The sequence below is a fragment of the Gordonia sp. DT101 genome, from assembly GCF_049844895.1.
GTDB lineage: Bacteria > Actinomycetota > Actinomycetes > Mycobacteriales > Mycobacteriaceae > Gordonia.
In genome coordinates, this window is the sequence record NZ_JBNCLX010000003.1 from 20,234 (window position 1) to 35,230 (window position 14,997).

12 protein-coding genes are annotated in these 14,997 nt (G+C 66.7%); 3 read left to right on the forward strand and 9 right to left on the reverse strand.

Annotation, left to right across the window (positions count from 1 at the left end; all coding sequences use genetic code 11):
- On the reverse strand, positions 1-1,077 hold the full coding sequence (gene prfA / locus ACLQ3I_RS11425) for a peptide chain release factor 1 (RefSeq protein WP_425787939.1): 1,077 nt from the start codon (positions 1,075-1,077) through the stop codon (positions 1-3).
- A gap of 124 nt (positions 1,078-1,201) precedes the next feature.
- Positions 1,202-1,429, reverse strand: a complete 228-nt coding sequence (gene rpmE, locus ACLQ3I_RS11430; RefSeq protein ID WP_124707574.1) for a 50S ribosomal protein L31 — start codon at positions 1,427-1,429, stop codon at positions 1,202-1,204.
- Between the two features lie 818 nt (positions 1,430-2,247).
- On the opposite strand from rpmE, the gene ACLQ3I_RS11435 reads away from it, so the two are divergent.
- Together ACLQ3I_RS11435 and ACLQ3I_RS11440 are read left to right on the forward strand one after the other, a co-directional pair.
- On the forward strand, positions 2,248-4,107 hold the full coding sequence (locus ACLQ3I_RS11435) for a sulfite reductase subunit alpha (protein WP_425802800.1): 1,860 nt from the start codon (positions 2,248-2,250) through the stop codon (positions 4,105-4,107).
- Between the two features lie 59 nt (positions 4,108-4,166).
- Positions 4,167-5,195: a heme transporter gene (locus ACLQ3I_RS11440; protein WP_425801985.1), complete on the forward strand. Its 1,029-nt coding sequence runs from the start codon at positions 4,167-4,169 to the stop codon at positions 5,193-5,195.
- Between the two features lie 17 nt (positions 5,196-5,212).
- Here ACLQ3I_RS11440 and ACLQ3I_RS11445 read toward each other — a convergent pair whose 3' ends face one another.
- Complete coding sequence (locus tag ACLQ3I_RS11445) at positions 5,213-5,506, reverse strand: hypothetical protein (RefSeq protein WP_425787943.1); 294 nt, start codon at positions 5,504-5,506, stop codon at positions 5,213-5,215.
- A gap of 27 nt (positions 5,507-5,533) precedes the next feature.
- On the opposite strand from ACLQ3I_RS11445, the gene ACLQ3I_RS11450 reads away from it, so the two are divergent.
- Positions 5,534-5,986, forward strand: a complete 453-nt coding sequence (locus tag ACLQ3I_RS11450; RefSeq protein WP_425787945.1) for a class I SAM-dependent methyltransferase — start codon at positions 5,534-5,536, stop codon at positions 5,984-5,986.
- 90 nt (positions 5,987-6,076) lie between these two features.
- Here the strand turns inward: ACLQ3I_RS11450 and rho are convergent, their stop codons facing one another.
- From rho to argS, 6 genes are all read right to left on the reverse strand, one after another.
- A complete protein-coding gene (gene rho, locus ACLQ3I_RS11455) occupies positions 6,077-8,155 on the reverse strand; it encodes a transcription termination factor Rho (protein ID WP_425801987.1) in 2,079 nt (692 codons plus the stop codon).
- 356 nt (positions 8,156-8,511) lie between these two features.
- Positions 8,512-9,543 carry a homoserine kinase gene (thrB, locus tag ACLQ3I_RS11460; RefSeq protein WP_425801989.1) on the reverse strand — a complete coding sequence of 344 codons (1,032 nt, stop codon included), beginning with the start codon at positions 9,541-9,543 and terminating at the stop codon, positions 8,512-8,514.
- A complete protein-coding gene (thrC, locus tag ACLQ3I_RS11465; protein ID WP_425787951.1) occupies positions 9,524-10,603 on the reverse strand; it encodes a threonine synthase in 1,080 nt (359 codons plus the stop codon). Before thrC ends, thrB begins: the two co-directional genes overlap by 20 nt.
- A complete protein-coding gene (locus ACLQ3I_RS11470; RefSeq protein ID WP_425787953.1) occupies positions 10,596-11,930 on the reverse strand; it encodes a homoserine dehydrogenase in 1,335 nt (444 codons plus the stop codon). Before ACLQ3I_RS11470 ends, thrC begins: the two co-directional genes overlap by 8 nt.
- Positions 11,927-13,348, reverse strand: coding sequence for a diaminopimelate decarboxylase (lysA, locus tag ACLQ3I_RS11475; RefSeq protein ID WP_425801991.1), 1,422 nt, complete (start codon positions 13,346-13,348; stop codon positions 11,927-11,929). The genes ACLQ3I_RS11470 and lysA overlap by 4 nt, the downstream gene beginning before the upstream one ends.
- Positions 13,345-14,997: an arginine--tRNA ligase gene (gene argS / locus ACLQ3I_RS11480; protein ID WP_425787957.1), complete on the reverse strand. Its 1,653-nt coding sequence runs from the start codon at positions 14,995-14,997 to the stop codon at positions 13,345-13,347. Before argS ends, lysA begins: the two co-directional genes overlap by 4 nt.

Here is a 14,997-nt window from a genome sequence, read left to right on the forward strand (position 1 = left end):
TCATTGCGCTTCGAGGCGGGCTTGCCGATCGGCGGCCACGAGTGCATCGAGGAGCGCATCCATGTCACCGTCGAGCACGGCGTCGAGATTGTTCGCCTTGTAGCCGATTCGGTGATCGGTGATCCGATTCTCCGGGAAATTGTAGGTCCGGATGCGCTCGGAGCGATCGACGGTGCGGATCTGCGCGGCCCGCCCTTCGGCGGCCGCGGCGTCGGCCTCCTCTTCGGCGGCCGACTGCAGGCGCGCCGCGAGTACCTGCATGGCCCTCGCCTTGTTCTGCAGCTGCGAACGTTCGTTCTGACAGGTCACGACGATCCCGGTGGGCAGGTGGGTCAACCGGACCGCGGAGTCCGTCGTGTTGACGCCCTGACCGCCCTTTCCGGACGACCGATAGACGTCGATCCGCAGATCCGACTCGTCGATCTCGACCTGGGCGACCTCCTCCGGTTCCGGATAGATCAGCACACCGGCGGCCGAGGTGTGGATTCTCCCCTGCGATTCGGTGACCGGCACCCGCTGCACTCGATGGACGCCACCCTCGAACTTGAGGCGAGCCCAGACACCTTCGCGCAGTTGCTCTCTCGACTTGATCGAGAGAGTGGCCTCTTTGTACCCGCCGAGGTCGGATTCGGTGACGCCGAGGATCTGCGCCTTGAAACCGCATCGTTCGCAGTATTTGAGATACATGCGGGCGAGATCGGCGGCGAACAAGGCCGATTCCTCACCACCGGCACCGGATTTGATCTCGAGGACGACGTCGTCGCCGTCGTGCGCGTCGCGGGGCGCCAGAAGATCGGTCAATGTCGCGTCGAGTTCGACCACCGTGGCCTCGAGTGCCGGGATCTCGTCGGCAAATGCCGGGTCGTCGGCCGCCAGTTCGCGTGCGGCGGCGAGATCGTCCCGCGCGGCCTCCAGACGACGATGGGTCGCCATGATGGGAGCGAGTTCGGCGAACCGCTTGCCGACCCGACGGGCGGCACCGGGATCGTCGTGCAACGACGGGTCGGCCAGCTGGGCCTCGAGGCCGGCATGTTCGGCGAGGATGTCGTCGATCGCCGACGGGCTCTGCGTGGTCACCTGGTGCTCACCTCTCAGGACATCTCTCGTGTCCGGCATCGCTCACGGCCGAGAGGATTCGGAGAACGAAAAACGACGCCCCACCGGACGCGCTGAGCGCGCCGGCAGGGCGTCGTCGGTCGAGCTACTGTGCGTCGGCCTTCTTGGCACGCTTGCCGTAGCGCTTCTCGAACCGGGCCACGCGGCCGCCGGTGTCGAGAATCTTCTGCTTGCCTGTGTAGAACGGGTGGCACTGCGAGCAGACCTCGACGTTGATACGTCCGTTGTCCGCGGTGCTGCGGGTCTCGAAGGTGTTGCCGCAGCCGCAGACGACCGTGGTCGTCGCGTACTCGGGGTGAATGCCCTGCTTCATCTGGTTGTCCCTTTCTGTGGTCGCCGGGTCACCGTCGGGGATCGACGGTGTGAACCGGAACCGGACTCGACCGCTCAGTATGCCACGCGGCGCGTTCGACCTGGAAATCCGCGGACTTCCGAGGCCGATCGGCTCGCTGACGAACGATCCACCTGAATGAACAGCACTTCACTGGTTTCCATTCCCCTGTTAGGCGTGCCTTACAATAGTAAGGCTTAGCTAAGTTGCAGGCTGACGTTTCCGTCGGCATCGCTTCATCGTCACAGCGAGCCCCGACCCTTCCGACCGGCGCCGTCCACGAGCGGACGGCCCAAGACCTGAGGACCGAATGCGGCCTGATCACCACCCGCGGACCCTCCTGTGGGACCCGAGCGACGAGTACGGGGGTCGACGACCCGCTGGCCCCGATCCACCATCTCGCCGTCCGGGAGTTGCTCGGATGCACGTCTCGGCGCCCGGTCGGCGTTGGGAACGCGGCTCCTGGAGAACTGGGAGACCGAACGTCACCACGTCGCGTACGCGATGCCCCGGGCGTTGGTGGCTACCAGGACGGCGCCGTACCCGAGTACGGCCAGACCGGCAGCGCCGACATGTACCGGTTGCTCAACGCGTTCACCGTGTTCGCGATGGCACGACAGGTGTCGCGCACACGACTGCCCCTGGCCGGCGGCAACCACACACGGGAGCAGGCGGCCTCGAGCGATCGGGCGATCGCCACCGTGGCCCGAAATCTGGTGCTCACCGAGGATTTCGAGTTGGTGTCGCGGACGGCCTGCGCTCTGGTTCCGTACACACCGACACCGCGAAGGTGGGCTGACATGCAACTCCCGTACATCCCCGCAGATGTCCCGTTCACCGGCGACCAGAAGGCCTGGCTCGCGGGCTTCCTCGGCGGTCTCAACACCCGTCTCGCGATGCCGAGCACAGGTACCGCGCCCACCTCGGCCGTCGCGGAGCAGCCCGCATCGTCGGACGGCGGTGTTCCCTCGCAGAACGTCTACGGAAGCCAGACCGGCACCGCCGAGTGGATCTCCGAACAGGTCGAGTCCGTGGCCCGTTCGCATGCTGTCGACCCGGTCCGACGCGATCTCGACGCCCTCGACATCACCGCGTTGTCTGCGGTACGCCGTCTTCTGGTGATCGCCTCCACCTATGGCGTAGGTGGCATGCCCGACAACGCCGAGTTGTTCTGGCGCGCGCTCGCCGCGCCCGATGCACCTCGCCTCGAGGGTATGTACTACGGCGTTCTCGCCCTCGGCGACTCGATCTACGACGGTTTCTGCCAGGCAGGCAAGAACATCGATGCACGGCCGGCCGAGCTCGGCGCCACCCGGGTCGTCGACCGCACCGACTGCGGCGTCGATTTCGAGGCACTGTCCGACGCCTGGGTCACCCACGCCGTGCCGGCGCTTGCATCCGTGGACATCGATGATGCCCCGGCGTCCACCACGCTCACCACCTCTGCCAGTGCCGAGCCCGAAGCATCAGAAGCTCCGCGGGCATCCGACGATCAACCCCGGCCACCTGCGGCAAATGCGCGCGGCACACGCACGAAATCCCCGTGGAATCGCAAGAACCCCTATCCCGCGACCATCGTCGCCAACACGCTGTTGTCCGGTCCGACGTCGGACAAAGAGGTCCGGCATCTGGTCATATCCCTGGGCGACAGCGGAATCGAGTACCAGCCCGGCGACGGGATCAGCATCGCACCGGTCAACGACGCCGATCTGGTCGACCTGATCATCGCCCGGCTCGGGGTGTCACCGGACACGATGATCACCGACCGCAAGGCCGAACGAACGCTGCAGGATGCGCTGAGCCGTCAGTACGAGATCTCGACGCCCTCCAAGTACCTCGTCGACTACGTCGCCCAGCGCAGCCGAGATCCCGAGCTCACCCACCTCACGTCCACCGGTGATCGCGAGGCGCTCGACGCATGGCTCGGCGGCAAGGATGTGCTGGACCTCCTGGACGTGGACCAGACGTTGACCATCAGCCCCGAGGAACTACTCGCCGAACTACGTCCGCTGCAGCACCGCGTGTACTCGATCTCCTCGAGCCCGGTGGCCCATGTCGGCACCGTGCACATCACCATGGCCACGGTGCGTTACCGGTCCGGGGAACGGCAGCGGGGCGGAGTGTGCTCGACCTACCTCGCCGACCGGCGACCCGAGGGCACCCGTGTCGAGGTGTTCATCTCCGCCAACAAATCGTTCCGACTGCCCGCCGACGACACCAGGACGATCATGATCGGGCCCGGTACCGGAATCGCCCCGTTCCGATCATTCCTGCACGAGCGGTCCGCTCGTGGTGCGCGGGGCGCGAATTGGCTGTTCTTCGGTGACCGGAACCGGGTCCGCGACCACCTCTACGCCGACGAAGTCGAGCAGTTCGTGACCGACGGCCTGCTCGATCGGCTCGACCTCGCGTTCTCGCGCGATCAGGAACACAAGGTCTATGTGCAGGACCGCATGCGCGAACAAGGTGCTGACCTGTTCGCCTGGCTGTCCGACGGGGCACATCTTTATGTGTGCGGTGACGCGACACGCATGGCCCACGATGTCGACGCCGCCCTGCACGAGATCGTCGCCGAACACGGCGGCATGTCCGCCGAGGCGGCACAGGACTACGTCGACGACCTCAAGCGAGCCAAACGATATCTGCGCGACGTGTACTGACCACTTCCGACTCGACCCCACACCGAGCCTGGCTCAGGACACGGAAAGGAACGGCAACGATGCCCGAATCACCCCGACCAGAGGACTCCGAGGGAACCGGACGCCCGTCGCGTCCGGCCTGTGGTGAGCCGTGCAGCTGTCCGCGTGCGAATGGGGCATCCAACGACCTCGACACGTTGCTGGCGACTCCCGGCTTCTCGGGCTCCCTACTCGGCTCCGACGTCGCTGGGGTTGCAGCGCAGTTGCCGTCGCTCGAACAGGTCGTCGGGGTCACGGTGGCCGGCCCCGTCCTCATGAACGACGTCGGAATCCATGAGCTGCCGGTGGGTATCGGCGGACCGATCCGGTGCCGACCGTCGCGGATCTCACTGCGTCTCAACCCTGTTCGACTCGGCTCCGCACTGGTCACCGATCCGGCGGCACACGTGCCGCCGACCCTTCGCCTCTTCGACGCGGCCGGAAACACGGCGCACGCAACCTATCTCACCGAGACCTCGGATCGGCTCGCGTTCGAGTCGCTGTCGCTGAACGCCGGTGGTTTCGACAGCACGCCTGCCGCACCTCGTGTCATCGGCGGCACCGCCGAGGCCACCGCATGGCACGAGCAGCTGGCTGGGGACCGCGACACGCCGCCCGCCGACGATCAGATCGCCCAGTTCGACGCAGTGCTCGAAGACGGTGGCACGCTGCGTCTCCGGTCCATGCCGGGACGCCGCGGGGAAGGTTTCGCCCGGGTGGAGTCGCGCCGCGTCGTCGCCGCGTTCGAACACGCCGCACTGCTAGGGATGCCGATGACCATCGCCACCGCCGCACCGGGCTGCCTCCAAATGCGTCACGATCGGCTGGACAGTGCGCGGGAACATCGGGGATCCATGGTGATCGCATCGGGCACCTGCCGCGCGATGATCAACTTCGATCTCGTCACCGAGTGCTGGGTGACCTGGACCGACGGCGTGTGGGGTCGGACCGGCTCCATCGAACTCTACGATCGGCACGCCCGCTGCAGTCTCATCGCGACGCAGACGGGTTCCGTGTCGGCGGAGACCTTCGACGCCTGGAACCAACTGGTGGCCGACGTCGCCTGGTGACCCCGCCCTCCCACGCCTCACCGCCCGGGCGCAGGATCGTCGAGCAGGCGCAGGATTCCATCCGGACTCGCGGCGTGGGCGAGGTTCCCACGAGAACCCGTGTCAGAGTTGATGAACTCGACGAGCACGGCCACCATCACTTCATGACGCAGCCCGGCTATGACGCCCTCGCGACTGAATACGCAGCCACCTTCCCGTCGGCATTCCGGTCCGAGACGGAACGCCACGCCGTCGACTGCTTCGCCGACATGGTGATATCCGATACCGGAGACACGCCGTTCGTGATCGATATCGGTTGTGGGCAGGGTCATACCGCTGCCCACCTCCACTCCCGGGGGATGTCTGTTCTCGGAGTCGATCCGAGTGCGGAGATGCTGAAGTTCGCCCGACGTCAGTACCCGGGTATCCGCTTTCTCGACGACGACGCCCGCTGCGCGTCCGCGCCGGTGGAACAGTGCGCCGCCCTGATCGCGCAGTTCAGTCTCATCCACGTCGAGCCCCGACTCCTACCGGGCATCCTGGCGTCGTGGCACCGACGCGGCGGCCCGGGCACCATTGTCCTGATCGCGATGCAGGGCTCGGACGAAACCGGCATCCACGAATTCGATCACCTCGTCGCGCGGGCGTGGCACTGGCACCCGGACACCTTGTCGAACACGCTCGCCGACACCGGGTTCGAGGAGGTCTTCCGGATGATCCGACGGCCGGACTCGGATCACCGGTTTCCGGAGATCTATCTGATGGCACGCGCTCGATCGAACGACACGACCGCTCCGTCTCACCTGCCGTAGAGACCGAGCGAGCCCATCCCCCGAAGGGTGATGGGCTCGCTGGATGGAGATCTGTGCACGCTCGGCGTGAAACCGTGCCCGCTCGGCGGATCAGTCGTCGTTCATCGCTCCGGGCGCGGTCTTCTGCACCTGCATCAAGAACTCGATGTTGGTCTTCGACTTCTTGAGCTGACTGATGAGCAGATCGATCGCCTGCTGTGAATCGAGCCCGGACAGCACCCGGCGCAACTTGTGCACGATCGCGAATTCCTCGGGCGACAACAGCAATTCGTCCTTGCGGGTACCTGACGGATTCACGTCGACCGCCGGGAACACCCGCCGCTCCGAGATCTTGCGATCGAGCTTGAGCTCGGCGTTGCCGGTGCCCTTGAACTCCTCGAAGATGACAGTGTCACCGGTCGAACCGGTCTCCACCATCGCCGTGGCGATGATGGTCAGCGAACCGCCGTTCTCGATGTTGCGCGCCGCGCCCAGGAAGCGCTTCGGCGGGTAGAGAGCGGTGGAATCGACACCACCGGACAGGATTCGACCCGAGGCAGGCGACGCGTTGTTGTACGCGCGACCCAGCCGGGTGATCGAGTCCAGGAGCACGATGACGTCCCGGCCGTTCTCGACCAGGCGCTTTGCCCGCTCGATCGCCAGCTCGGCAACCGACGTGTGATCTGACGGCGGACGGTCGAAGGTCGAGGCGATGACCTCACCGTTCACCGAACGCGTCATGTCGGTGACCTCTTCCGGACGCTCATCGACCAGGACGACCATCAGGTGACATTCCGGGTTGTTGATGGTGATCGCATTCGCGATGTCCTGCAGGATCGTTGTCTTACCGGCCTTGGGCGGCGACACGATCAGTGCGCGCTGGCCCTTGCCGATCGGCATGATCAGGTCGATCACGCGGGTGTCGAGCCGTTCCGGGGTCGTCTCCAGGCGAAGCCGCTGATTCGGGTAGAGCGGGGTCAGCTTGCCGAACTCGGGGCGCTTCTTGGCGGTCTCGATGTCGGTTCCGTTGACCGTGTCGAGCCGGACCAACGGGTTGAACTTCTGGCGCTGGTTGGCCTGCTCACCCTCGCGGGCCACCTTGACGGCACCGGTGATCGCGTCACCGCGGCGCAACCCGTTCTTGCGCACCATGTTCATCGACACGTACACGTCGTTCGGTCCCGCCAGATACCCGGAGGTCCGGACGAATGCGTAATTGTCGAGGACGTCGAGGATGCCGGCCACGGGCTGCAACACGTCGTCGTCGGAGACCTGGGGTTCACCCGAGCCCGACGAGTCGCGGTCACGTCCACGGCGGCGTTCGCGGAAGCGACGACCTCGCCGGCCGCGACCGCTGCCGTCGTCGTCATCGTCGCGGTTGTTCTGGCGACCGTCGCGGTTCTGGCCGCCACCCTGGTTCTGGTTGTTGCCCTGGTTGTTCTGGCCACCATCGCGATTCTGGTTGTCGCGATTCTGGTTGTCGCGGTTCTGGTTGTCGCGGTTCTGGTTGTCGCGGTTCTGGTTGTCGCGGCCCTGCCCACCGTCGCGGTTCTGGTTGCGATTGCGGTTCTGGTTGCGATTGCGCTGGTCGCCGCCGCCGGTGGAGTCGCCCTGCCGGTCGTTGCCGACCGTCTTCGCGTCGGCCGTGTTGCTGTCGGCGGTCTTGGTGTTGCTGTCGGCGGCTTTTGTGTTGCTGTCGGCAGTCTTGGCGCCGACGTCAGATGCCGCCGAGGCGGCACCGTTGGTGGCCTCCACCTGTTCGTTCTCCGACGACTCGGCGCGCGAACGCCGCCGTGTGCGGGTCGGCGGCTCCGCATCCTTCGCGGAGTCGTTCTTCGGGGCATCTTTCTTCGGCGCATCATTCTTCGGGGCGTCATTCTTCGGGGCGCCGTCACCGGAGGCACCGTCCGACAGAGCCATCTGGCCGTCGGCGCTCTTGGCGGCCGGGGCCGAGCCCGCCTGGCGTTCCTTGATCGCGGCGATCAGGTCGCCCTTACGCATTCCCGACGTCCCCTTGATTCCCAGCTCACCCGCTAGTGCGCGGAGCTCGGTCAGCACCATCGCGGAGAGCCCGGTGCGGGCGCGGGTCGTGGAGCCACTGGCCGATCGCGCCGACGACTGGGCGCCGGAGGCCGGGGCTTCCGTGCTCGACGTTGGGGTCGGTTCAGTGATCAGGTCCGTATCCGTCACGGATATCCTTTCGTTCCCCCGCAGACCGAAGCTGCGAAAGGGGTCATTGCCACCCCGCCTCACTTCAGGCGGGACTTCGTCCTCATCGGAGCGTGTCCGCTCGGGATTCTCCTCCGTGGACGGTCAGAAGAAATATGGTCTGCTGCGTGTGTCCGCTGGTGCTGCTCGACAACTCCTGACAGGAAATCGTGCGACCGGAACCGACCGGAGGGCAAGATAGAGATCGGGAGAGAAGCACGGCAAGACATATCTGCGCGGCTAGACCAGTATATGGTATCTCGTTCGCATGATAGGGGCAACACGCCCTTCCCGCCATTCCGTGTGCGAACCGACGAGAGCCACCACCGTCACACGGATCAGGAACGCCCGTGGGTGACCTCGACGCCACCGGCGATCGCGACGCTCGACGGCACGAAGCCCAATCCGATCGCGACATCGCGATCCTCCGCCGGTACCGGCCCGACACCGAGTACGAGGACGGTGGGCCCGGCACCGGAGACCGTCGCCGCGTGACCGCGTTTACGCAGGGCAGCCACCAATTCCGCGGTCGGCGGCATGGCTTCGGCACGGTAGCCCTGGTGGAGCCGGTCCTCGGTTGCCGCGCACAGGGCCGCGGGATCGTCGGTCAATGCGACCACGGCGAGTGCCGAGCGGCTGACATTGAAGACCGCGTCCCGGCGTGGCACCGCATCGGGCAGCAGACCGCGCGTGTACGACGTCGACGACTCGGTGGCCGGGACGAAGACCGTCGCGGTGATGTCGGGATGCACGGCCAGACGCCGCGCAAGGTAGCGGACGCGGGCCGCGTCGGTCGCCGCCACTCCCCCGACCCGGTCCGACTCCATCCAGGTCACCACCGCCGACCCGAGCACGCTCGCTGCCGCATTGTCGGGATGGCCCTCGAACTCCGAGGACAATTGGACGAGTTCGGCAACGTCGAAAGTGTCACGGATACCGGCCTCGACGAGCAGCCCCGATGCCGCGGCCAGGCCGGACACTGCCGCCGCGGCGGACGAACCGAGTCCACGGGAATGCGGTATCGCATTGACGCATCGCAACTTCAGGCCCGCGGCGGTCACGCCGGCAACCGCGAGTCCCCGCGAGATCGCACGGGCCACCAGATGATTCTCGTCGCGGGGGACGTCCTCGGCCCCCTCGCCACTGACCTCCACCTCGACACCCGCAGACGTGGTCTCCACGATCAGTTCGTCGTAGATCCCGAGGGCGATACCCAGGCAGTCGAAACCGGGTCCGAGGTTGGCGCTGGACGCCGGAACCCGGACTCGAGCCGAAATACCCTCCGGCAGCATCACCTTCGCATCTCCCACCAATGCGTCGTCGGTCATCGCGGTGGCCACACCCGTCGATTCAGCGGACGCCGAGAGCATCCGCCACCGCGACCGGATCCACCGGAATCGCCTCGACCTCGGGCATTCCGGACAGTGCGGTGTCCGGATCCTTCAGACCGTTACCGGTCACCGTACACACGACAGTCGAGCCGGCGGCGATCCACCCGTCTGCCCGGGCCGCGAGCAGACCGGCGACGCTGGCCGCCGATGCCGGTTCGACGAAGACACCTTCCCGACCGGCGATGAGCCGATATGCTTCGAGCAGTTTCTCGTCGGTGGCTGCCCGGAACTGACCGTCGGACTCCTCTTTCGCCGCGACGGCCTGATTCCAGCTCGCCGGGGAGCCGATACGGATCGCGGTGGCGATGGTCTCCGGGTCCTTCACCGGCGCTCCGTTGACGAGGGGCGCGGCACCCGCCGCCTGGACGCCGAGCATCCGCGGTACCGACGAACTGATCCCGTCCCGGTGGTACTCGGTGTAGCCCTTCCAGTACGCGGTGATGTTCCCGGCGTTCCCCACCGGCAGAGCATGCACATCGGGCGCCCGGCCGAGGACGTCGACGATCTCGAACGCGGCGGTCTTCTGACCCTCGATCCGCGACGGGTTCACCGAGTTCACCAGCTCGATCTCGGTGAACTCCGCGGTTGCCTTCCGCGCGAGTTCCAGGCAGTCGTCGAAATTACCCTGCACCTGGATGATCTTGGCGCCGTGCATGACCGCCTGGGCCAGCTTGCCCATCGCGATCTTCCCCTCGGGGATCAGGACCGCGCAGGTGATCCCTGCCCGGGTCGCATACGCGGCAGCCGACGCCGAGGTGTTCCCGGTCGACGCGCACAGCACCGCGGTCTTGCCGTTGTTGACAGCGGTGCTGACCGCCATCGTCATGCCCCGGTCCTTGAACGAACCCGTCGGGTTGAGGCCCTCGACCTTGAGATAGACCTCGCAGCCGGTGACCTCCGAGAGGTGCGGCGCGGCGATCAGCGGCGTGCCACCCTCGAGGAGGGTGACGACCTGCCAGTCGTCGCCGACAGGCAGGCGATCGCGATACGCCTCGATCAATCCGGGCCAGCGCTGATGCACCGGGGTTGCGTTAGTCATCGGTTCCTTCCAATCGCAGGACGCTCGACACCTTGATCACGGCATCCATGTCTTCCAGTGCCGCAACGCATTCCGACTGCGCGCGGTCGGGCGCGCGGTGGGTCACCACGATGAGCCGGGCGTCCTCGCCCGCGCCCTCCTGGCGCACCGCGGCGATGCTGACCGCGCGCTTGGTGAACTCGCCGGCGACCTGGGCGAGCACGCCCGGACGGTCGGCGACCTTCATCGAGATGTAGTAGCGGGTCGGCACGTCGTCGATCGGCGCGACCGGCAGCGACGCGTATGTCGACTCCAACGGGCCGCGTCCCCCGTGCACCTTGTTCCGCGCCGCCATCACCATGTCCCCCAACACCGCCGACGCCGTGGGTGATCCACCGGCGCCCTGCCCGTAGAACATCAACCGCCCGGCGTTCTCCGCTTCGACCACCACCGCATTGAAGGCGCCGTTCACCGTCGCCAACGGATGGCTCAGCGGGATCAGCGCCGGGTAGACACGCGCCGACACCCTCTGGCGCCCATCGGCATCGTGCACCCGCTCACAGATGGACAACAACTTGACGGTGCAGTCGAACTTCTTGGCGGCCACCAGGTCGGCGGCGGTGACCGTGGAGATCCCCTCCCGGAAGACGTCCGCCGCGGTCACCCGGGTGTGGAATGCGATCGACGCGAGGATGGCGGCCTTGGCGGCGGCGTCATATCCCTCCACGTCGGCCGTCGGGTCTGCTTCCGCGTAACCCAGTCGCCCTGCCTCGGCCAGAGTGTCGGCGTAGGCGGCGCCGGTCTCGTCCATCGCCGAGAGGATGAAGTTGGTGGTGCCGTTGACGATTCCGGCCACCCGCTCCACGGTGTCGCCGGCGAGCGACTGCATCAGCGGCCGGACCACCGGGATGGCACCGGCAACAGCGGCCTCGAAGTAGAGATCGACCTTGGCCTCGGCGGCTGCGGTGGCGAGCTCACCGGTGTACTCGGCGAGCAACGCCTTGTTCGCGGTGACCACCGACTTACCACTCTCGAGCGCCGCGCGGATCAGCTCGCGCGCGGGATCGATGCCGCCCATCAGTTCCACCACGATGTCGACGTCGGCGCGGGCCACGAGCGCGGCCGGATCGTCGGTGAGCAACTCCTGGCTGATCTTGCGCGGCCGGGTGAGGTCACGGACCGCGACGCCCCGCAATTCGACGGGCGCACCGACACGGGCCCGGAGGTCGGCGGCATTCTCCGCGAGGATCCGCACCACCTCGGCGCCGACATTTCCCATGCCGAGCACAGCCACGCCGATGGCGCGGGCACCGGTGACGGATGTCGGGTCGCTCGGGGTCTGGTTCATTCGGAAACCTCCAGGCTCAAGATGTCGTCGATCGTCTCGCGTCGCAGCATCAGTCGTGCGGACGAATCCTGCACCGTCACCACCGCCGGCCGCATGGCCATGTTGTATCGACTCGACATCGAATAGCAGTACGCGCCGGTGGCCGCGACCGCGACCAGGTCGCCGGGCGCCAGATCTTCGGGCAGCCAGCAGTCCTTGATCACGATGTCGCCGCTCTCGCAGTGCTTCCCGACCACTCGGCTGACCACTGCGGGCGCCTCGGACACGCGTGAGACCAGCCGAATATCGTACTCGGCCTGATACAGCACGGTCCGGATGTTGTCGCTCATGCCACCATCGACAGACACGTACCGCCGGGACAGGTTCTTGCCGATCGTCACGTCTTTCACGGTGCCCACCCGGTACAGGGTGACCGTGCCGGGGCCGGCGATCGCGCGGCCGGGCTCCACCGCCAGGGTCGGCATCGGGAGCCCGACGGCCGCGGACTCGTGGCGGAGGATCTCCGCCAGCCGCTCGGCGACATCGCCGATGGGCAGCGGGTCGTCTTCGGGCAGGTACGAGATGCCCAGTCCGCCACCGAGGTCCACGATGGAGAGCTGGGCGGTCTTGTCGACGCCGAATTCGGCCACCACATCCTTGAGTAGACCGAGGACACGATGTGCGGCGAGCTCGAACCCGTCCATGTCGAAGATCTGGGAACCGATGTGGCTGTGCAGACCGACCAGTCGCAGGTTGTCGGTCGCGAACACCCGGCGGACCGCATCCATTGCGACGCCGCCGGCGAGCGCGAATCCGAACTTCTGGTCCTCGTGGGCGGTCGAGATGAACTCGTGGGTGTGCGCCTCGACGCCCACGGTGACGCGAACGAGAACATCGGCGACCAGACCTCGTTCACCGGCCAGCCGGTCGAGACGCTCGATCTCGACCATCGAGTCGAGCACGATGTGACCCACGCCGGCATCGAGCGCCATTGCCAATTCGTCGACACTCTTGTTGTTGCCGTGCAACGCGATCCGCTCCGGCGGGAAGCCCGCGCGCAGCGCGACGGTCAGTTCGCCCCCCGAGCACACGTCGAGGGACAGACCCTCCTGGTCGACCCAGCGCGCGATCTCGGAACTCAGAAAGGCCTTCGACGCATAGTGCACGCGACCATAGGGCCCGAATGCCGCGACCATGTCGGCACATCGCGATCGGAAATCCGCCTCGTCCATCACGAACAGCGGGGTCCCATAGGTCTCGGCGAGTTCCTCCACACCGACCCCGGCGAGGTGGACCTCACCCGAGGAATCTCGAACGGCGTTGCGGGGCCATACGTTTGCCGGGATCACAGCGAGCTGGACCGGATCGTTCGGCCGCTCCGCGAGGTGCGGGGCAGCGAGCAGTTCGGCGTGCCGGGGTCCGGCCGGGTGCGCGTTCACATCCGCTCCGGTGCGCTCACGCCGACCAGCTCGAGGCCGTTCGCCAGGACCTGCCGGGTCGCCCCACACAGCGCGAGACGCGCCGCATGGATGTCACCGGCGGGTTCGTCACCCTGCGGAAGGATTCGGCAGCGTGCGTAGAAGCGGTGGTAGGCGCCGGCCAGCGTCTCCAGATATCGGCAGATCCGATGCGGCTCGCGGAGTTCGGCCGCCGTGGCCACCACCTCGTCGAAATCCCCGATGGTACGGATGAGTTCACCCTCGGCCGGATCGTCGAGGAGATCGAGATGATCCTGCGACGGCTCGAGGCGGAGCTCGGCGGCGTTGCGCGACAGCGCCGACAGCCGCGCGTGCGCGTACTGCACGTAGTAGACCGGATTGTCGTTCGACTGCCTGCGCAACAGGTCGAGGTCGATGTCGATGTTCACGTCGACCGACGACCTGATCAGGGCGTACCGGGCGGCATCCACCCCGACGGCGTCGACGAGGTCGTCGAGGGTGATCACGGTGCCCGCCCGCTTGCTCATCCGGACCGGCACGCCCTCGCGGACGAGGTTGACCATCTGGCCGATCAGCACCTCGACGGTCTGCGGGTCATCGCCGAGCGCGGCGGCCGATGCCTTCAACCGGGTGATGTAGCCGTGGTGATCGGCACCCAGCATGTAGATGCAGAGGTTGAACCCGCGGTTGCGCTTGTCGCGGTAGTAGGCGATGTCGCCGGCGATGTAGGCGGCGTTACCGTCGCTCTTGATCACGACGCGATCTTTGTCGTCGCCGAAGTTCGTCGTCCGTAGCCACCAGGCGCCGTCGTTCTCGTAGAGGTTGCCGTTGGCCTTGAGTTCGGCGATGCATTCGTCGACAAGACCCGAGGTGAACATCTTGTTCTCGTGGGTGAAGACGTCGAAGTCGGTGCCGAACTCGTGCAGGCTTTCCTTGATGTGATCGAACATCAGGTCCACCCCGACCGCGCGGAAGGTCTCCAGGGTTTCGTCGTCGGGCCGGTCGAGCACGTCGGGCACCTTTGCCACGACCTGCGCCGCGATCTCGCCGATGTAGTCGCCGGCGTAGCCGTCCTCGGGGGTCGGTTCGCCGGTGGCCGCGGCCCTCAGTGACTGCGCGAATCGGTCGATCTGCGTGCCGTGGTCGTTGAAGTAGTACTCGCGGGTCACCGCAGCACCGCGCGCGGCGAGTACCCGACCGAGGGCGTCACCGACGGCGGCCCAGCGCGTACCGCCGAGGTGAATCGGCCCGGTCGGATTCGCCGAGACGAACTCGAGGTTGATCGTGCGATCATCGAGCTCGGCGCCACGGCCGTAGTCGGCGGCAGCCGCCAGCACGGTCGCGACCACCGAGTTCTGCGCGGCGGCCGCCAGCCAGACGTTGACGAAGCCCGGACCCGCTACCTCGGCCTTCGCGATGCCGTCGGTGGCCGTGAAGGCATCGGCCAGCCAGCCGGCCAGCTCACGTGGGGCGACGCCCAGCTTCTTGCCGAGCTGGAGCGCGATGTTCGTGGCGTAATCGCCATGATCCGCGTGCCGGGGACGCTCGACGACAACGGTGTCGGGCACGATCGTGTCGTCGAGCCCGTGGTCACGGACAACGGTCAGCGTCGCGGCGGCGAGCAGCGCGGCGAGGTCGGCAGGAGTCAC